We start from the raw sequence: 18,031 nt of genomic DNA on the forward strand, positions 1-18,031 counted from the left end.
GGCGCCGGCGCACCTGCCGCGCCCGCGCTCACAGGGGCGGCAGCACCGCCGAGACCCGGGTGTAGACGCCCGGGCTGCCGGGCTCCCCGCAGCCGCTCCCCCAGGACACCAGTCCGATGAGCCGCCCCCGCGCGACCAGCGGCCCCCCGCTGTCCCCCTGGCAGGCGTCCCGTCCGCCCTGGGGGTCCCCGGCGCACAGCATCGTGGCGGGCAGGTACCCCCCGCCGGCCTCCGGAGGGTACGCGCGGGAGCAGACCTCGTCGGGCAGCACGCTCACGCTCGCCGCGCGCAGCGTGTACGCGTACGCCCCGCCGCCGGTCGTGTCGCCCCAGCCGTACACCGCGGCGCTCGTCCCGGGCCGGTAGGCCGGGTCGCCCCGGCGGGCCGCCTCGATGACGTACGAGCGCGGCAGCGCACTCGCCAGCGTGAGCACGGCCAGGTCCCCGGACTGGGTGTCCGCGTCGTACTGGGGGCTGATCCAGGCCCCGCTCACCGCGATCTCCCGTCCGCCCGCCTCGCGCAGCTCCGTGCGCCCCGCGATGACCTTGAGGTCGCTCAGCTCCCGCGCGTCCGTGCCGAGCACCGTCGGGCCCAGGCAGTGGGCGGCGGTCACCACCTTGGTCGGTGCGACGACCACCCCGCCGCAGAACTGCCCCGCCCGCGTACCCCCGAACCGGTCACGGCTGGAGAGGGCCACGGCCCAGGGACTGTCGGAGGCACGCACCGGTTCGCCTCCGACGACGACGCTGTCGGCGGCAGCGGGCGCGGGCGTACTGAGCGGCAGGACGGCCGAGGCCACGAGGGCGGCCACGGCCGCTGTCCGCTTCCGGCTGATGGGACGACGCATGCGGTCTCCTGACTCTCCGGTGAACCAGCTTCACCCAGAGTCGACCAGCGCGCCGCGGCCCGCACCCCAACGGCGTGACCTCGCCGCGCAGGCCGGAGGGCCCGGTTCCCTTCCGGGATCCGGGCCCTCCGGCTCGTACGACCGTCCGACCTCAGTCGAGGTAGTCCCGCAGCACCTGGGAACGGGACGGGTGGCGCAGCTTGGACATGGTCTTGGACTCGATCTGGCGGATCCGCTCTCGGGTCACGCCGTAGACCTTGCCGATCTCGTCCAGCGTCTTCGGCTGGCCATCGGTGAGGCCGAAGCGCATGGAGACCACACCGGCCTCGCGCTCGGACAGCGTGTCGAGCACCGAGTGCAGCTGCTCCTGGAGGAGCGTGAAGCTGACCGCGTCGGCCGGCACGACCGCCTCGGAGTCCTCGATCAGGTCACCGAACTCGCTGTCGCCGTCCTCGCCCAGCGGGGTGTGCAGCGAGATCGGCTCACGGCCGTACTTCTGGACCTCGATGACCTTCTCGGGGGTCATGTCGAGCTCCTTGGCCAGCTCCTCCGGGGTGGGCTCGCGGCCCAGGTCCTGGAGCATCTGGCGCTGGACGCGCGCGAGCTTGTTGATGACCTCGACCATGTGCACCGGGATACGGATGGTGCGGGCCTGGTCGGCCATGGCGCGGGTAATCGCCTGACGGATCCACCAGGTGGCGTACGTGGAGAACTTGTAGCCCTTGGTGTAGTCGAACTTCTCGACCGCGCGGATCAGGCCCAGGTTGCCCTCCTGGATCAGGTCCAGGAAGAGCATGCCGCGACCGGTGTACCGCTTGGCCAGCGAGACCACGAGACGGAGGTTGGCCTCCAGCAGGTGGTTCTTGGCGCGGCGGCCGTCCTCGGCGATGATCTCCAGCTCGCGCTTGAGCTTCGGGGCCAGCTTGTCGGAGTTCGCCAGCTTGTCCTCGGCGAACAGACCGGCCTCGATGCGCTTGGCGAGCTCGACCTCCTGCTCGGCGTTGAGGAGCGGGACCTTGCCGATCTGCTTCAGGTAGTCCTTGACCGGGTCGGCGGTGGCACCGGCGACGGCGACCTGCTGCGCGGGCGCGTCGTCCTCGTCCTCGTCCGAGAGCACGAAGCCCTTGTTCTCGCCCTCGGCCTCCTCGTCCTCGCCCTTGCCGGGCGCGACGTCCTCGAGCAGCTCCTCGCCCTCGACGACCTCGTCGGCGTCCTTCTTGGCCGTGGTCTTCTTGGCCGTGGTCTTCTTGGCGGCGGTCTTCTTCACCGCCGTCTTCTTGGCGGCGGTCTTCTTGGCTGCCGCCTTCTTGGCAGGGGTACCGGCCTCGTCGGCCGGCGCGTCCGCGTCCTGGGCCGCCGGAGCCGCGGCGGCCGCGACGGACTTCGTCACGGTCGTCTTGGCGGTGACGGTCTTGGTGGCGGTGCGCTTTGCCGGGCTCTTCGCTGCGACGCTCTTGCGGGTGCGCTTCGGCGACTCCGCTGCACTGACCATCAGCGTCACACCCTCTTCCTCGAGGATCTGATTGAGGCTGCGCAGAACATTCTTCCACTGGGTTGGCGGAATCTGGTCAGCCTCGAAGGCCCGACGCACGTCATCGCCGGCGATCTGCCCATCAGCCTTTCCCCGCTCGATGAGCGCCATCACAGACTCGGACTCGGCGATCTCCGGCGGGAGCGTACGGGATGTGCTGGCCGACACGAACAACCTCTCGGAACGATGGAAACGGCTTCCGGCCCCGCCCATGATCGGGCCGGAGCCGACGACCGTCGGCTGGGGATGTGCCGACGACGCGGGCTGAACCTCGGAGGTGCACAGCGCCGTGTCCGGCGGCTGTATTCCCTCCTCGGCTGTCACCTCTTAGGTCATCGCAGGGCATCGAGGAGCGTTACGCCCAATCCGCGTGGCCCGAGTCACACCCCGTATGCATCCAAATACCCCCAGATCGGGAGGTCATCCCCTATCACGCCACCGAATCCCCTGCTCCCCGGGCGGGCGCCGGCCGCCGTTCGGGGTCCTACGGGCGCGCCGGGCCCCCGGGACGGTGTCCGGGGCCCGGCGGCACACGCCGCGTGCGCGAGGGTGAGCGCTCCTGGGCCGCGGGGCGGCTCAGTGCTCGCGGGGGGCGGGAACGACCCGCTCCACCTCGGGGTGCACGGTCAGCAGCTGGCGCATGGCGGCCTCGGCGGCCGGTCCGTCGCCGTTGGCCAGGGCGTCGACGATGCGCGCGTGGTGGGCGAGGCAGGGCTCGCCGGGGCGGTCACAGCTGATCGTCGGCGATCCGGACACCTGGAGGGCCGCCGAGACGATGCCGGAGAGGTGCTCGAGCATGCGGTTGCCGGCGAGCTGGATCAGCAGGCTGTGGAATTCGGCGTCGGCACGGGAGAAGGTGATCGCGTCACCCTGCGCGAAGGCGTGCCCCATGATCTCGACCATGTCGCCCAGGCGCTGCTGGACGTCCTCGCGGCCGTGTCCGGCGGCGAGACGCGCGGCGAGCGGCTCGATCGTCCAGCGCAGCTCGCCCAGCTCCCGGCGCTGGTCGTCGCGCTGGGGGCCGAACGCCCGCCATTCGATGATGTCGGGGTCGAGCAGGTTCCAGTCACTGACGGGGCGGACCCGGGTACCGACGTTGGGACGGGCGCTGACCAGACCCTTCGCCTCGAGGACGCGGAGGGACTCGCGCACCACGGTGCGGGACACCTCGAACCGCTGACCGATCTCCTCGGGTACGAGCGGGCGGTCGGCGCCGAGGTCGCCGGAAACGATCATCTGACCGAGCTGTTGGACGAGTTGGCCGTGCAGTCCGCGGCCGCGGCTGCCGCCCGCCCGCCGGCCCACCCGGCCGAGGTCCGTGTCGGCGCCCTCCCACGAGGGGGGCCCGACCCGGTCGGCGACGGGGGTCTCCGGGTAGGTGTAGCGGTCCAGTCCGCCCGGGGCCGTCAGGCCGGTCTCGACGGGGCGGGCGGCGGTCATCATGGTGTGCGCAAGGGTACTCACGCATCCTTTGTCGGCGTCGCTTCCACGACCCTTGAGGTCTTTGGTGAAAAGCACACGAAAGGGTGATCGGCGCTCGCTCTCCAATTGACGCCTTATCGGAAGGAACCGGGCAATTTTCAAGTGAGTTGTGACTGTTTGGAGCGGCACGATCACCGCTCGGTCACCATCGGCCGCGCAACGGCTACCAACGGGCCCGACGGCGCAGTCCGGTGAACAGATAAACGCACGTAAGCGCTGTCACGGACAACACCAGCGCCGTGCCCACGGGTTGGGCGACGACCCGGGCCACCGCCAGAAGCCAGCGGTCCGCCTCGTGGGGCCACTCGGTCCAGGACAGTTCGCGCAGCCTGCCCGGCAGCCCCGCGAGCGAACGCACGGACGGACCCGCCAACACCTGCTGCACCAGGGGCGCGACGACGACCGGCACGGCGAGCACGGCGGCGACGCCCGCCATGGTCGCCCGGAACACCCCGGCGGCCAGGAGCCCGGCCCAGGCGCACCCCACCGAGAGGCCGGCCCAACCGGCACAGAGCGCCGGCCAGTCCCCCGGCACGGGGATCACCGCGCCGCCGTAGAGGAGGCGGAGGGCCGCGAGGTCGGCCGCCGCGGCCAGGAGGGCGAGCAGCACCGCGGTGGCGGCGGTGACGGCGAGCTTGGCGAGGAGCAGCCCCAGGCGGCGCGGGACGGTGCCGGCGCCGGCGGAGAGGACCGGGTGGCGGTACTCGTCGCCGAAGGACAGCGCGCCCAGCAGGCCGGCCGCCAGGGCGGCGGGCGGGAGCGGCAGGAGGGTGGGCCAGGCGGCCAGCACGGCGGGCAGGGGGGTGGTGCCGTGGCGCGCCAGGAACGCGGCGAGGGCGACGGACACCAGCAGGGTGGCCGCGGCGATCACGCGGGCGGTGGGCACACCCAGCAGACGGCACAGCTCGTACCGGAGGGGGCGCAGGGGGCTGCGGAGGGGCCTCACCGCGAGCGGGGGCGGCAACTGGTGGGGGTGGGGCTGGTGATGCGAGTGGTACGGGGGTGTCGTTGTGGGACTTGCAGTAGCTGTGGGACGCGCAGGGTCTGCGGGGGGCTCGGAGTGCGTGAGGCGCTCGGGGTCCGCGGGGGACGCGGTGGGCGGGGCCGGGGAGGGGGCCGGTACGGGTACGGGGGCGCGGGTGGCGGTGGGGGTGGCCGGGCCCGGTCCGGTGTCGCCGATCTCGTCGGCGAGTTGGTGGAGGAGCACGCCGTGCCGGAAGGCGGTCTCCCCGACCTCGGCGCAGTCGCTGCCGTAGACGCACAGCCGGTTGCCCTCCTCGGTGACCACCTCGACGGAGCGCTGGGCGGCGCGCGCCTCGCGGGTGACCAGGGCGGCGAGTCGGGCGGCGTGCGGGGTGCGGACGGCGACGCGGGGGCGCAGCCGGGTGCGGGAGAAGGCCGCCGCGTCCTGGTCGGCGACCAGCCTGCCACCGCTGATGGTGACGACGTGGTCGGCCGTGCGGGCGGCCTCCTTGGGGTCGTCGGTGGTGTAGAGCACGGTGCCGCCATGCGCGGCGTGGGCCTTCAGCAGGCCGAAGAGCCAGCTGTTCTCGCGGGGCGAGAGTCCGTTGGCCGGCTCGTCGAGCAGGAGGGTGTGCGGATCGCCCAACAGGGCCGCGGCGAGGCCGAGTCGGCGTTCCATCCCGAGGGAGAGCGCGCCGAGCCGCTGGTCGCGCAGTCCGGCGAGGCCGACGATGTCGAGCATGGCGTCCGCGCGGGAGGCGGGCACGCCCGCGGCGGCGCAGAGCATGCGCAGCTGGCCGCGGCAGGTCCGGGCGGGGTGGCCGGGTACGTCGCCGAGCAGGACGCCGACCTCGCGGGCGGGGTGGGCGATGCGGTGGAGGGGGCGGCCCCGGAAGTAGGTGACCCCGCGGCCCGGTTCGCGTTCGAGCATCATCCGCAGGGCGGTGGTCTTGCCCGAACCCGTGGCGCCGAGCAGCGCGGTGACGCTGCCGGGCCGGGCTTCGAAGGTCAGGTCGTCCACGGCGGGCGGACGGTCTCGGCGGGGGGTGCTGGTCAGTCCGATTGCCTGGAGCATCGCTTCTCCCGCGGTAGAGGAAACCGCTCGGCGGCAGGGCGGGTACCGCAGCAAGATAACGCGATATTTCGGACTTTTGGTGCAGGGTTGAGCGGTGGCGGCCGGGTGTCAGACCTCGGGGCGGAGCATCGGAGGGTTGAGCAGGGTCGCGCCGCCGGCCCTGAAGAGCTGGGCGGGACGGCCTCCCTGACGGGTCGTGGTGCCCCCCGAGGGGACCAGGAAGCCGGGCGTCCCCGTCACCTTGCGGTGGAAGTTGCGCGGGTCCAGGGCGACGCCCCACACCGCTTCGTAGACCCGGCGCAGCTCGCCGACCGTGAACTCGGGCGGGCAGAAGGCCGTGGCCAGCGACGAGTACTCGATCTTGGAGCGGGCGCGCTCCACCCCGTCGGCGAGGATCCGGGCGTGGTCGAAGGCGAGGGGCGCGGGCTGCTCGCCCTCGCGGCCGGCGCCGCCTTCCTGGTCGAGCAGCTCGTCGACGGGTGCCCAGCGGGCGCTGTTGGCGTCGCCGCCCGCGCGGGGCGCGGGAAGGTCGGGGGCGAGCACCAGGTGGGCGACGCTGACGACCCGCATGCGGGGGTCGCGCTCAGGATCTCCGTAGGTGGCGAGCTGTTCGAGGTGGGCGCCGTTGCCCGCTTCGGGCAGCGGGGAGCCCGGGTCGTGGGCGCACAGGCCCGTCTCCTCGACGAGTTCGCGGGCCGCGGCCGCGCCCAGGTCCTCGTCGGGCCGGACGAACCCTCCCGGCAGTGCCCACCGCCCCTGGAACGGCGGCTCCCCACGGCGTACGACCAGTGCGCACAGCGCATGGCGGCGCACCGTGAGCACCACCAGGTCGACGGTCACGGCGAAGGGCGGAAAGGCCGACGGGTCGTAGGGCGACATGCGGCGATCATAGTCGTCTTCCTGACGATAAACACCTCCTCACGCAGGGTCCGGCGGCACTTCTTCCGCCCGTGCCGGCCTGCCCGGTGCCGGTGCCCGCCCGGGCGGCGGGCGCCGGCTCACACGCCGAGCTGGAGGCCCGCCGCGGCCTCCTCGACCATGCCGAGTCCCAGTCTGTTGACCCGTACGGCGAAGGGCTCGCCCGCGACGCGGAGCCCGGCCAGCCGGACGGCGCCCAGCGGGGCACCGCGCATCGGGTGCAGCGCCACCATGTGCGCCGGCACGTCGGGGCGGACCCCCGCCACGGTGGTGAGGAGGTGGACGCCGACCGCCGAGGCGACGGCGGCGGGACGGCACGCGGCGGGGTGCGGCACCGGTTCGCTGTCGGTGGTCCGCTGGTCGCCCCCGTACATCTCGGGCAGCCGGTAGGCGAACGCCTCGGCGGCGTCGAGCAGGCCGCGCAGCAGGGACGCCGCCTCCTTCTCGTAGCCGGCGGCGGCGAGCCCGGAGACGGCGACGGCCGTCTCGTGGACCCGGACCGCTCCCGAGCGGTGCCCGAAGGGGTTGTGGGCCGGCTCCCTGGCGGCCAGGCCGCGCAGACCCCAGCCGGTGTCGAGGGCGGGGCTGCCGAGCAGCCGGGCCAGCTGCTCGGTCTGCACCTTGTCGAGCAGGCCCTCGGCGAACCCGCCGCCGCCCAGGAGACCGGTGTCCAGGAGGTGCGCCGCGCCGCCTCCCAGGTACGGCAGCGGCAGGCCCGCGGAGGTGCGGGCGGCGACGGGACGGCCGCCGGTGCGGTCGTCGATCCAGAACCGGTCCTGGAAGACCTCGCGCAGGGTGCGGGCCCACTCGCGCCAGTCGTCCGCCCCGGGGCGGCCGCAGGCCTCCAGGAGGTCGGCGCCGAGGAGGGCGGCGCGGTGGGCGTGGGCCTGGGTCTCGGCCCGCAGGAGCCCCGCCGGGCCGGGCTCCCGCAGCAGGCCGTTCGGGTCGGCGGTGCCGCGCAGCCAGTGGAGGCACCGCTCGGCGGCCGGGAGCAGCTCGACGAGGTCCTGCTCCGGCAGGCCCCAGCGGAAGGCCTCGGCCAGGACGGCGGGGAAGGCGAGGGTCGCCTCCGTGCCGGTGCAGCTGGGCGGCAGGTGGGGGCCGGTGTCGCGCAGCGGTCCGGGGATGCGGCCGGCGCCCGGGCCCGGGCCGGGCAGCTGTGTGCGGGCGAGGGTGCGCAGGGTGCCGGCGGCGAGCCGGGTGCCGAGCGGGAGGGCCATGCGGGCGGCCCACAGCGCTTCCGCGGGTGCGGGGCCGCAGCGCCACGGGACGCCCGCCGCCGGGTGGAGGTCGGAGGGGTGCGCCGGGTCGCGGACCAGGAGGGCGCGCAGGTCGTCGAGGCCCGTCCGCAGGAGTCTGTCGACGCGCGGGTCGTCCCCCTCGGCACGGGCCTCGGTGAGGGCACGTCCGCGCGTCCGGCCGCCGGGCCGTGCGGTGCCCTGGGAGCGGACCCGGACGTGGATGGCGATGGTGCGGGCGGTGCCGGGGCGCAGCTCCAGCTCCCAGCGCAGGAGCCCCGCGGAGGCCACGGTGTCCTTGGGCGGGGGGTCGGCGGTGACGATCGCGTGGCCGCCGTCGGGAGCCGTCCAGCGCAGCCCCGAGTCGTGGACCGTGGCGCGCAGCTCGGGGGTGGGCCTGCCGGAGGCGACGGTGCCGAGGTCCGCGAGGTCGCTGCCCAGGCAGACCTCGACGGGCAGCCGGAGGGTGCGCCCCAGCGAACTGCGGAAGGTGATCCGTTCGGCGCCGTCCGCGTCCCGGAGCCGTTCGACGGTGACACCCGGGTCCGGGCCCGGGTCGGCGGACGTGCGCACCACCGCGAGGAACCGGGCCCGCTCGGCGGAGAGGAGCCGGCCCTGCACGGTGAGCGGGTCCCGTCCGGCCACGCGCAGGTGGCAGCGGGAAAGGACCCGGCGGCCCTCGTGGTAGACGCCTTCGAGGCCCTGGCCGCCGAGCTGGCCGTGCCGCGGGGAGACGGCGAACGACGGCAGGGCGACGCAGACGAGCGCGTCGTGCACGGGCGGCAGCCCGGGCGGGCCGGCCGTGACCGGTGGGGCGGGCCCGGCGGCCGGCGGCCGGTGGAACGGCGGGACGGTGGGCCGGGACGGGTCGGTGAGGTCCATGGGTGGTGTGCTGAGCCTTCTGTGCGCTCCGGACAGCCGCTGGAGGTACGACGGCACGGGTCGGGCGACTCCGCCACCAAGGGGAACGGCGCCACGGGCGTCATGGTCACGCTCGTCATCGTCCGGTCCTGCTCCCCCGTCCCCCGCCGCGGCGGACCGCGGCGGTGCGGGCCCCGGCCCCGTCCCGCCGGGCCGTCCCGGGCGCGGCGACCGGGGTGCCGCTCCCGGTGCCCGGCGGGGCGGACCGGCGCTTCCCGCGCCGGGCGGCCGGGCGCCCGCCGGGAAGAGCCCGCCCGCCGGGCACGCTCCGCCCCCGCAGCCTCGCCCGGGCCCCCGACGCGGCCCGTGCCTCCGCGGCCGCCCGCGCGTCCCTCTCGTCCCGCAGGCACCGCCGGAGGGACTCGGGGTCGAGGCCCTCGTTGCACGCCTGGTGCAGGAGCCTGGCGAAGACGTACTCCGGGTCGACCTCCAGGGCGCGGCCCAGCGCCACCCGGGCACCGGGCTCGTCACCGCTCGACCAGGAGACCCAGCCGGCGAGGGTCAGCGGCGCGGCGGAGTGCTCGACGTAGGCGCCCACGCAGCGGCGGGCCAGTGCGCGCCAGAGCCGCAGGGCCGGGGCGGCGTCGGGCCCCTCCATCCACTCCGCCGCCCGGTCCCGGGTCTCCCGGTCCTGCAGCCCGAGGATGACGGCGGCCGCCTCGTCGTCGCCGATCAGGGCGTCGTCCTGGGTGTCGGCCGCCGCCGGGTCCATGATCCGCGGGCCGTCCGCGAGGCGGCGCACCAGCTGCTCCGCCAGCCGGATCGTCTCCGTGCGCACCGTGTCCCGCCCCTCCGCGTCGAGAATCCTGGGCACCAGGGCGGCGGCGCCGCCGTCGAGCGCCCGCAGCTGCCCGGCCGACCGGGACGTCTCGTACGGCCAGGGCAGCAGCCGCGCCTCCATGTCGCGCAGCGAACCGCGCACCTGGATGCCCGCGTACGCCGCCGCGGCCGCCATCACCGACGTACCGGGGAGGGCCAGGGGGTTGCCCTCGGGCGGGCAGCAGCGGGTGTCGGGGCAGCAGTAGGACCAGAAGCGGCCGTCGGAGATGCACAGCGCCTCGTACACCGGCACGTCGAGGGTGCCGCAGGCCGTCCGCAGCCGCTGGGCGAGGGGACGCAGCCGCTCCATGACGTGGCGGCCGGTCTCGCCCTCGGCCGGGTCCTGGCACACGAAGACGACGATGCCGTCGGGCCGCGCCCCGCGCCGCTCGCAGCCCTCGACGAGGCATTCGGCCAGCTGCTCGGCGACGGGTGGCCATTCCCTCGGCGAGCGCGGGATGCCGAGCCTGAGCCGGCCGCCGAAGCGGCCCCGGTCGCCGTGGAGCGCGACCATCACGATCGAATCGGTGGGGTGATAACCCATCATGTACGGCAGCGCGTCCGCCAGTTCGGCGGGACCGCGCAGGGTGATCTGCTGCTGGTCGCCGGTGGGCCCGGTGGTGTCGTGGTGCTTGTTCATGGCCACGACGGTCCCGCGAACGCCGTCGGCCGTCGACCCCTGTGGAAAACCGCCGCGCGGCGCCGGGCGGCTTCGTCCACAGGGCCCGCCGGCCGCTCGCGGGCGGCGCCGCCGGCTGGTATACGCGCGCGGCGCGGCCCGGCGGACCGCCGCCCGGCCGCTGGTTCGCCGGTTGTCGTACCCGTGCTGTTGCATGGGGGCATGGAGCACACGAGCAACGCAGGATCCAGCACCCTCCGCGCAGCCGCCGACGCCGTGCTCGCCCGCCTCGTCGGGGACGACAGCGGCACGGCGAGACTGCGGGAGGACCAGTGGCGCGCGATCGAGGCGCTGGTCGCCGAGAAGCGGCGCGCCCTGGTCGTGCAGCGCACCGGCTGGGGCAAGTCGGCCGTGTACTTCGTCGCGACCTCGCTGCTGCGCGAGCGGGGCAGCGGCCCGACCGTGATCGTCTCACCGCTGCTGGCGCTCATGCGCAACCAGGTGGAGGCGGCGGCGCGCGCCGGGATCCGCGCCCGGACGATCAACTCGTCGAACACGGAGGAGTGGGAGACCGTCCAGCAGGAGGTGACCGACGGCACGGTGGACGTGCTGCTCGTCAGTCCCGAACGGCTCAACAACCCCGACTTCCGGGACCAGGTCCTGCCGAGGCTCGCCGCGGCGACCGGCCTGCTGGTGGTCGACGAGGCGCACTGCATCTCCGACTGGGGCCACGACTTCCGGCCGGACTACCGGCGGCTGCGGACCATGCTCGCCGAGCTGCCGCCCGGGGTCCCGGTCCTCGCCACCACCGCCACGGCCAACGCCCGGGTGACGGCGGACGTCGCCGAGCAGCTGGGCACGGGCGCCGGCACGGACGCGCTGGTGCTGCGCGGCCCGCTGGACCGGGAGAGCCTGAGCCTCGGGGTGCTGCGGCTGCCGGACGCGGCACACCGGCTGGCGTGGCTGGCCGACCACCTTGGCGAGCTGCCCGGCTCCGGGATCATCTACACGCTGACCGTCGCCGCCGCCGAGGAGGTGACCGCCCACCTGCGCCAGTGCGGCCACACCGTGGCGTCCTACACCGGCCGCACCGAGAACGCGGACCGCCAGCAGGCCGAGGAGGACCTGCTCGCCAACCGGGTCAAGGCGCTGGTGGCCACTTCGGCGCTCGGCATGGGCTTCGACAAGCCGGACCTCGGCTTCGTCGTGCACCTGGGGTCGCCCTCCTCCCCCATCGCCTACTACCAGCAGGTGGGACGCGCGGGGCGGGGCGTGGAGCACGCCGAGGTGCTGCTGCTGCCGGGCAAGGAGGACGAGGCGATCTGGCAGTACTTCGCCTCGGTGGCCTTCCCGCCCGAGGAGCAGGTGCGCCGGACCCTCGACGTACTGGGGCACTCCGACCGGCCGCTGTCGCTGCCCGCCCTGGAGCCGCTGGTGGAGCTGCGCCGCACCCGCCTGGAGACGATGCTCAAGGTCCTGGACGTGGACGGGGCGGTGCGCCGGGTGAAGGGCGGCTGGACGGCGACCGGGCAGCCCTGGTCGTACGACTCCGAGCGGTACGCCTGGGTGGCGCGGCAGCGGGAGGCCGAGCAGCAGGCGATGCGTGACTACGCGTCGGCGACCACCTGCCGGATGGAGTTCCTGCGGCGGCAGCTGGACGACGAGGAAGCGGCGCCGTGCGGGCGGTGCGACAACTGCGCGGGGCCCCGCTTCGACGTGAAGGTGTCGGCCGCCGCGCTGGACGCCGCCCGCGGTGAGCTGGGCCGCCCGGGCGTGGACGTCGAGCCGCGCAAGATGTGGCCGACGGGGCTGCCGGCGGCGGGCGTCGACCTCAAGGGCCGTATCCCGGCCGGTGAGCTGTCCTTCCCGGGCCGGGCGCTCGGACGGCTCTCCGACATCGGCTGGGGCAACCGGCTGCGGCCGATGCTGGCGCCCGGGGCACCGGACGGCCCCGTGCCGGACGACGTGGTGGACGCCGTGGTGCGGGTGCTGGCGGACTGGGCCAGGGGGCCGGGTGGTTGGGCGTCCGGGGCTCCGGACGCGCCGCCGCGGCCGGCGGGGGTCGTCACGGTCGCCTCGCACGGCAGGCCGCAGCTGGTGGGTTCACTCGGGCGCCGGATCGCCGAGGTGGGCCGGATGCCGCTGCTCGGTTCGGTCGAGTACGTGCCGGAGGCCGCCGACGCGCGGATCTCGCGGACCAACAGCGCGCAGCGGGTGCTGGGATTGCACCGGGCGCTGACAGTGCCGCCCGAGCTCGCCGGGGAGTTGGCCTCGGCCGGCGGTCCGGTGCTCCTGGTGGACGACCTCTCGGACAGCGGCTGGACGCTCGCGGTCGCCGCGCGCCTGCTGCGCAGGGCCGGCGCGGAGGGGGTGTTTCCGCTGGTCCTCGCCGTCCAAGGGTGACGGGACGCGTCATCCCCGGATGGATGGGGAAGGATATGAGTGTCATACCGGCCCATTCCAGACAGCGGCCCCAATTGCTCGTTGCCGCTTGCCCGTTCCGCCAGCAAGAATTGGAATCCGCTTCCCGCACGGCCCGTTCGCGGTCCAGAAGGGCTGTGCCGGTGCGTCCCTCACTCGACCCTGCCCGCTCTGTGGGCGCGTATGCGAAGGGAGGACCGTGACCTTCGGATTCGCTCCGTCCGCAGCCACCTCGATCAGCACGCCCGCCGACTCCGCCAGCCGCCTCGCCAGGATGCTCGAACCCGCCGAGTGGGCAGCGGCCGGCATCCCGCTGCTGCGCAACCCGCGCGAGGTCGTCAGCGGCCTGCACACCCGCCACCGTCCGACGCCCGCCACCGCTGTCGTCGCCGTCCTCGACCACGAGGAACGGCTGGCCGCCAGCGCCTCCTTCACGCGCCGGGCCGTGCCCGCGGACGGCTGGGAGTTCCGCAACGCCCTGCTGGCGCACTTGCGCCGGGTCATCCCGCACGACCTGCGGCGCCGCACTCCGGTGCGTACCGCCGTCCTGCTCTACTGCCGTGACGGGGACGAGCGGTGGACGGAGGAGGACGGCGCGTGGATGTGGGGGCTGCGGGACGCCTGCACCCTGCACGGGCTGCGCTGCGGCGCGTACATCACCCTCACCCGTGGGGGCTGGCAGGTGCTGGGCGAGGGCCGCGGCGGGCGGCGCCCGCACTCCGCCTCGCCCCCGGGCGACCTGGCGGACGCCTCGGCCGACGAGATACTCCCGGCTCCGCGCACCGCGAGCGGCGCGGCGGAGCCCCTGCGGCGCACCGCGGCACGCTGAGGCACCGGCACGGGCTCCCGCGGCCGGGTGCCGTGGTCGGCGACGACGACGGCACACGGCGACCGGGGCGGCGACCGGCGGCCGGACGGCACGGCGTTCGCGGGACCGCCGCCCGGGCAGCAGCGCCGGGCGGGCGCGGCAGCGGCCCGGGAGGAGCCGCCGTCCCGGCCGCGCAGGCGGGCCCCGTCGCGCGGAGCCGCCTGCGCGCGGGGCTCAGACGCCGGCGCCCAGCACCGGGTTGATCCGCTGCGGGTCACCGCACACGATCAGCAGCGCGCTCGCCCGGCCCATGGCCGCCGGCAGGGCGCGGGCGACCGCGTCGTCACCGCCGCCGTTGACCGCGACGACCACGACCGGCCGGGCCGACGCGCGCTCCGCGGCGGCCGCGTCCGCGAAGAACACGTCGTCGCGGGCGTCGTGTTGGGCCCAGTAGGCCGCGTCGCCGAAGGACAGCTCGTGGGTCGCCCACGGGTGCGGGTCACCGGTGGTCAGGACCAGGATGTCGCCCGGCGCCCGCCCGGTCTCCAGCAGCAGGTCGACCGCTTCCTCGGCGGCGTCGAGCGCGCCGGACGCGGGGGCGGGGATCAGCTGGATCTGCGGGCCTGCCGGTGACGGGGGCCGCGGCGCGGAACGATTCTCCGGCCGGGGCGTCGGGGGCTGCGCCGCACCGGTGTGCTGGCGGGGCGACGCCGGGTTCGTGGGCCTCGCGGGGCCGGGGCCCGGGCGTCCGGGACGCGGCGAGGCCGCGGAACGCGGGCCGGGTACGGGTCGGGGGGTCGGCGCGGGGCGGCCTGCGGCCGGAGTGGCGCGGGGACCCTGGGCACTCTCGTGAATCTGAGGCTCCTCGGGGATGAGAGGCATAAATGGATGTCTATCAAACGCCGGTGCGAGTGGCACCGGCGGGTGGCGCATACATGCGAGGTGCACGGAAAGGTGCATACCCGCGACGTCCGCATGTGGCCTGCTGTGCGGCGGGACGATGCCGGATGTTCAGAAATCGAAGCCGAGTTGGCCCCCGCTTTCCAGTGCGGCCGCCTCCGCGGAGATGCGGACCTTCTTGAGGTGCCGCCACTGGGGCAGAGCGTCGAGGTAGGACCAGCTCAGCCTGTGGTACGGCGTGGGGCCCCACTCCCGGAGCGCCGCCTTGTGGACGGGCGACGGGTATCCGGCGTTGTCCCCGAACCCGAAGACGGCGCACTGGGCGTACTCCGCCTCCAGTTCGGCCATCATCGCGTCCCGCTTCACCTTGGCGATCACCGAGGCGGCGGCGACGGCGACACAGGACTGGTCGCCCTTGATGACCGTACGGACCTGCCAAGGACGCCCCAGATAGTCGTGCTTGCCGTCCAGGATGACCGCATCAGGGCGGACGGGGAGCGCGTCCAGGGCGCGGACGGCGGCCAGCCGCAGGGCGGCGGTCATCCCGAGCTCGTCGATCTCCTCGGGAGAGGCGTGCCCGAGAGCGTGCGAGGTGACCCACTTCTCCAGCTCCTCGGCCAGTTCGGCGCGGCGCTTGGGGCTGATGAGTTTGGAGTCGGTCAGTCCGGGAGGTGGCCGGCGCAGCCCGGTGACGGCGGCACAGACCGTGACGGGACCGGCCCACGCTCCGCGTCCGACCTCGTCGACCCCGGCGACGATCTTTGCGCCGGTGGTCGCTCTGAGCGAGCGCTCGACGGTGTGTGTGGGTGGTTCGTACGGCATGGCGCCAGACAGGTTACGCCGCCCGGCCCCGCCCGCGATACCCGGATTGCGATCCTCCGGCCGGGCGGTCCACCGGGGGCCCTGCCGACGGGTTGTCGCGCGCGCCGCCCGGCGCCCCCGGGACACTCGGGCGGGCACGCCGGCCGGGAGCGCCGAGAGGCTCCCTCAACCGCCCGGAGCGCAGGAGCGGAGCCATGCCGAGGCGCTCGTCCGCACCTCGTTCGGTTCACTGACGCACACGGTACGAGCGGTGCGCTGCGGGCGACCGGTCAGGGGTCGCACCGCAGCCGGGTCCCGGGCTGACGGACCCGCCCGGTCCACCTCCATCCGCCGGAGGCAACAGGCGTACGCCGATCCGGCGGGGCGGCCGGCAGTACCGGCCGCTCGGCGAGGAGGCGGTCGGCGAACGCCCGAGGGTCGGCTTGCTGTCGCATTCGCGAACAGCGGGATGGGTCATCGGAGCGGGTCGGACCCGCCTGGCGGCCTCGACAGGATCGCGGGCGGGGCGGGGAGCCTGTGGCCCGGCACCGCGCCGCCGCGAGCCGTCGGCCGCGAGCCGCGCGGCGGCCGGCTTCGGGCGTCGGGCGTCAGTCGCTGCCCACCTCGCCGTGTTCGTCGAACTCGCCGTACTCCTCCCGCTCGCCGCCGTACTCGTCCCGCTCAGGAGTACAGACGTACCCCTCGAAGGTGAGCGCGCGGTCGTCGACGATGTCGCGGGCGCGGACCTCCGCCAGGCTGACGGCGTACCAGGGCTTGTCCTCCTCGTACATGTCCCCGGCGATGGTCCGGAGGGCGCACGACCGCAGCGGCTCGGGCAGCCGGTCGAGGGCGGGCGCGGCGTCGGCCGACAGACCTTCCAGGTAGCCGACGTCGATCTTGCCGGTCGTCTCGTAGCGCTCCACGTTCCGCTCGGCGACGAGCCCGTCCGGCGACGCCAGTCCAAAGGCGAGGACACCGGCCGCCGCGCTGACGGCGACGGCGCGCGGGAGCTGCAGCCGGCGCGCCCCCACGACACCGGCCACCATGAGCAGGACGAGGACGACGCCGAGCCACAGCTCCATGGCGGCCACCGAGACACGCAGCCGGGTGAGGCCGTAGGCGTCGACGTACAGGTCCATCCGGCGCAGCGCGGACGCCACCACCACCAGGGTGAGCAGGCACAGGGTGCCCAGGACGGACCGCACCAGGGTGCGGTCCCGGGCCCCGCCGCGGGGCGCCCACCGGAGGGCGAGACCGATGACGGCGAGCGTGAGCAGCGTGGCCCACAGGAGCTGCCAGAAGCCCTGGCGCGCGTACTCGGCGTAGGTCAGGCCGGTCTGGCTGAGCACCTTCTCGTACCCGCCGAACAGCACGGTGAGCTGTACGGCGTTGAAGACGGCGAAGAGCAGGTCGAGGACGATCAGCGGGAGCGCCCACTCGAGACGTGACCGCGGGCGTCCGGGGCGGGCCTTCAGACTGTCCCACCGCAGCGGGGCGGCGGCCGTCCGGGCGGCGGCGAGCGCTCCCAGCAGCCCGAGGACGAACAGCAGGGACCGCCAGGGCCCCTCGGTGACCGACACGTCGGGCACCAGCGAGCCGAGCAGGTCGGCGAAGGCGGCGTCGGCGCCCGCGAAGAGGCCGCCGAACACGACCAGGAGCCCCACCGCGACGGCGGTCGTCCGGAGCACGGGGGCCACCCGGCCCTGGGCGCCGCCGGCCCGCTCGCGCAGTCCGCGCCCGGCCCAGAGCACGCCGGGGACGATCGAGTCGAGGAGGCCGAACGGTCCGAGGACGATGCCGCGCCAGCCGCGGCTCCCGTGCAGGGCGAGCGATGCGAGGCCCAGGGCGGCGACCACGGCGAGGAAGGTGGGCCAGCCGGCGTCGCGCAGGGCGGGCACCACCAGCAGGGCGAGACCGCCCAGCCCCCAGACGACGGTCCAGGGCCGGACGCGGCGGCCGGCCGCGGCGGCGGCGAAGTAGGCGGTGAGGCTCGCCGGTACGGCGACCATGAGGAGGTTCAGGCCCAGCCCGTCACCGAGCAGGAGCGCGCTGAGGACGGCGGTGGCCAGGGCCGACCAGAGGGCGGCCGCCGGTATCGGGCCGGGCGGCCGCGGGCGTATGCGCGTCAGCCAGGTGTCGAGCGAGGCGGGGGCGGAGGGCGGCCGGTAGGGCGGTACGGCCGTGGCCGGCCACCCGGGTACGGGCCCGGCTCCCCCGCCCGCATGGGCACCCGCGCGGGCGCGCGCGTCACCGGCGGCAGGCTGGGGTGACGTGGCTGGGGACGGGGCCGGGGGTGGAGGGATGGACGCGGCCGGAGGGGCCGGTGAGGCCAGGGCCGTGTCCGGGACCGCATCAGGGGCCGGCGCGGGCGCCGTGGGCCGTGCGTCCTGCGGCGAGGACGGGGAGGTGGATGAGGACGACTGCTGCCGCGGTGAGGGCTCCTGCTGCGACACCGGCGCCGAGGCGTCTCCCGTCTCCGGCTGGCCGGCGGTCGCCGGTTGCTCCCCCGGCGGTACCGGGGACGACGGCGACGGCGACTGCGCTTCCGCCTGCGACGGCGGAGGCGCGGACGACGGCTCCGATCCGGCCGGCCGCGACGGCGACGGCGGTGGCGTTTCGGACGGCGTGTCTGGCACGGGACCCCCTCCCGACCGGGGCCCGCACACCTCGAAGCGGCTGTGCCGTACG

Annotated in this window: 13 protein-coding genes; 3 read left to right on the forward strand and 10 right to left on the reverse strand. The window is 75.1% G+C overall.

What is annotated here, in order from left to right; translation table 11 throughout:
- Positions 1–28: 28 nt before the first annotated feature.
- Positions 29–847: a serine protease gene (locus A4V12_RS24200; RefSeq protein WP_064071506.1), complete on the reverse strand. Its 819-nt coding sequence runs from the start codon at positions 845–847 to the stop codon at positions 29–31.
- Between the two features lie 151 nt (positions 848–998).
- A complete protein-coding gene (locus tag A4V12_RS24205) occupies positions 999–2,546 on the reverse strand; it encodes an RNA polymerase sigma factor (RefSeq protein WP_064071581.1) in 1,548 nt (515 codons plus the stop codon).
- On the opposite strand from A4V12_RS24205, the gene A4V12_RS38125 reads away from it, so the two are divergent.
- Entirely contained in the window at positions 2,479–2,646 is a 168-nt protein-coding gene (locus A4V12_RS38125) for a hypothetical protein (protein ID WP_179166852.1), read from the forward strand. The two genes, A4V12_RS24205 and A4V12_RS38125, sit on opposite strands and share 68 nt — an antisense overlap.
- Positions 2,647–2,954: 308 nt before the next feature.
- Here A4V12_RS38125 and A4V12_RS24210 read toward each other — a convergent pair whose 3' ends face one another.
- From A4V12_RS24210 to A4V12_RS24230, 5 genes are all read right to left on the reverse strand, one after another.
- Positions 2,955–3,842: an FCD domain-containing protein gene (locus A4V12_RS24210; RefSeq protein WP_079137297.1), complete on the reverse strand. Its 888-nt coding sequence runs from the start codon at positions 3,840–3,842 to the stop codon at positions 2,955–2,957.
- A gap of 181 nt (positions 3,843–4,023) precedes the next feature.
- Complete coding sequence (locus A4V12_RS24215) at positions 4,024–5,898, reverse strand: ATP-binding cassette domain-containing protein (RefSeq protein ID WP_064071508.1); 1,875 nt, start codon at positions 5,896–5,898, stop codon at positions 4,024–4,026.
- A 108-nt stretch (positions 5,899–6,006) separates the two neighbouring features.
- The gene (locus A4V12_RS24220; RefSeq protein ID WP_064071509.1) at positions 6,007–6,777 is read right to left on the reverse strand and encodes an NUDIX hydrolase; all 771 of its coding nucleotides are present in this window, start codon (positions 6,775–6,777) and stop codon (positions 6,007–6,009) included.
- Between the two features lie 119 nt (positions 6,778–6,896).
- Positions 6,897–8,936, reverse strand: a complete 2,040-nt coding sequence (locus A4V12_RS24225) for a glycogen debranching N-terminal domain-containing protein (protein WP_064071510.1) — start codon at positions 8,934–8,936, stop codon at positions 6,897–6,899.
- 115 nt (positions 8,937–9,051) lie between these two features.
- On the reverse strand, positions 9,052–10,434 hold the full coding sequence (locus tag A4V12_RS24230) for a DUF4192 domain-containing protein (protein ID WP_064071511.1): 1,383 nt from the start codon (positions 10,432–10,434) through the stop codon (positions 9,052–9,054).
- Between the two features lie 201 nt (positions 10,435–10,635).
- Between A4V12_RS24230 and A4V12_RS24235 the strand changes: the two genes are divergently transcribed.
- Positions 10,636–12,816 carry a RecQ family ATP-dependent DNA helicase gene (locus A4V12_RS24235; RefSeq protein WP_064071512.1) on the forward strand — a complete coding sequence of 727 codons (2,181 nt, stop codon included), beginning with the start codon at positions 10,636–10,638 and terminating at the stop codon, positions 12,814–12,816.
- Between the two features lie 217 nt (positions 12,817–13,033).
- Positions 13,034–13,663 (forward strand): hypothetical protein, encoded by a 630-nt coding sequence (locus A4V12_RS24240; protein WP_064071513.1) that lies wholly within the window; start codon positions 13,034–13,036, stop codon positions 13,661–13,663.
- A 213-nt stretch (positions 13,664–13,876) separates the two neighbouring features.
- Here A4V12_RS24240 and A4V12_RS24245 read toward each other — a convergent pair whose 3' ends face one another.
- From A4V12_RS24245 to A4V12_RS24255, 3 genes are all read right to left on the reverse strand, one after another.
- The gene (locus tag A4V12_RS24245; RefSeq protein WP_064071514.1) at positions 13,877–14,524 is read right to left on the reverse strand and encodes a hypothetical protein; all 648 of its coding nucleotides are present in this window, start codon (positions 14,522–14,524) and stop codon (positions 13,877–13,879) included.
- 129 nt (positions 14,525–14,653) lie between these two features.
- Positions 14,654–15,364 carry a ribonuclease HII gene (locus A4V12_RS24250; protein ID WP_064071515.1) on the reverse strand — a complete coding sequence of 237 codons (711 nt, stop codon included), beginning with the start codon at positions 15,362–15,364 and terminating at the stop codon, positions 14,654–14,656.
- A gap of 587 nt (positions 15,365–15,951) precedes the next feature.
- Positions 15,952–17,796, reverse strand: coding sequence for a DUF4153 domain-containing protein (locus A4V12_RS24255; RefSeq protein WP_423564471.1), 1,845 nt, complete (start codon positions 17,794–17,796; stop codon positions 15,952–15,954).
- Positions 17,797–18,031 lie beyond the last annotated feature (235 nt).

The sequence above is a fragment of the Streptomyces noursei genome (assembly GCF_001646665.1).
Taxonomy (GTDB): domain Bacteria; phylum Actinomycetota; class Actinomycetes; order Streptomycetales; family Streptomycetaceae; genus Streptomyces; species Streptomyces lavendulocolor.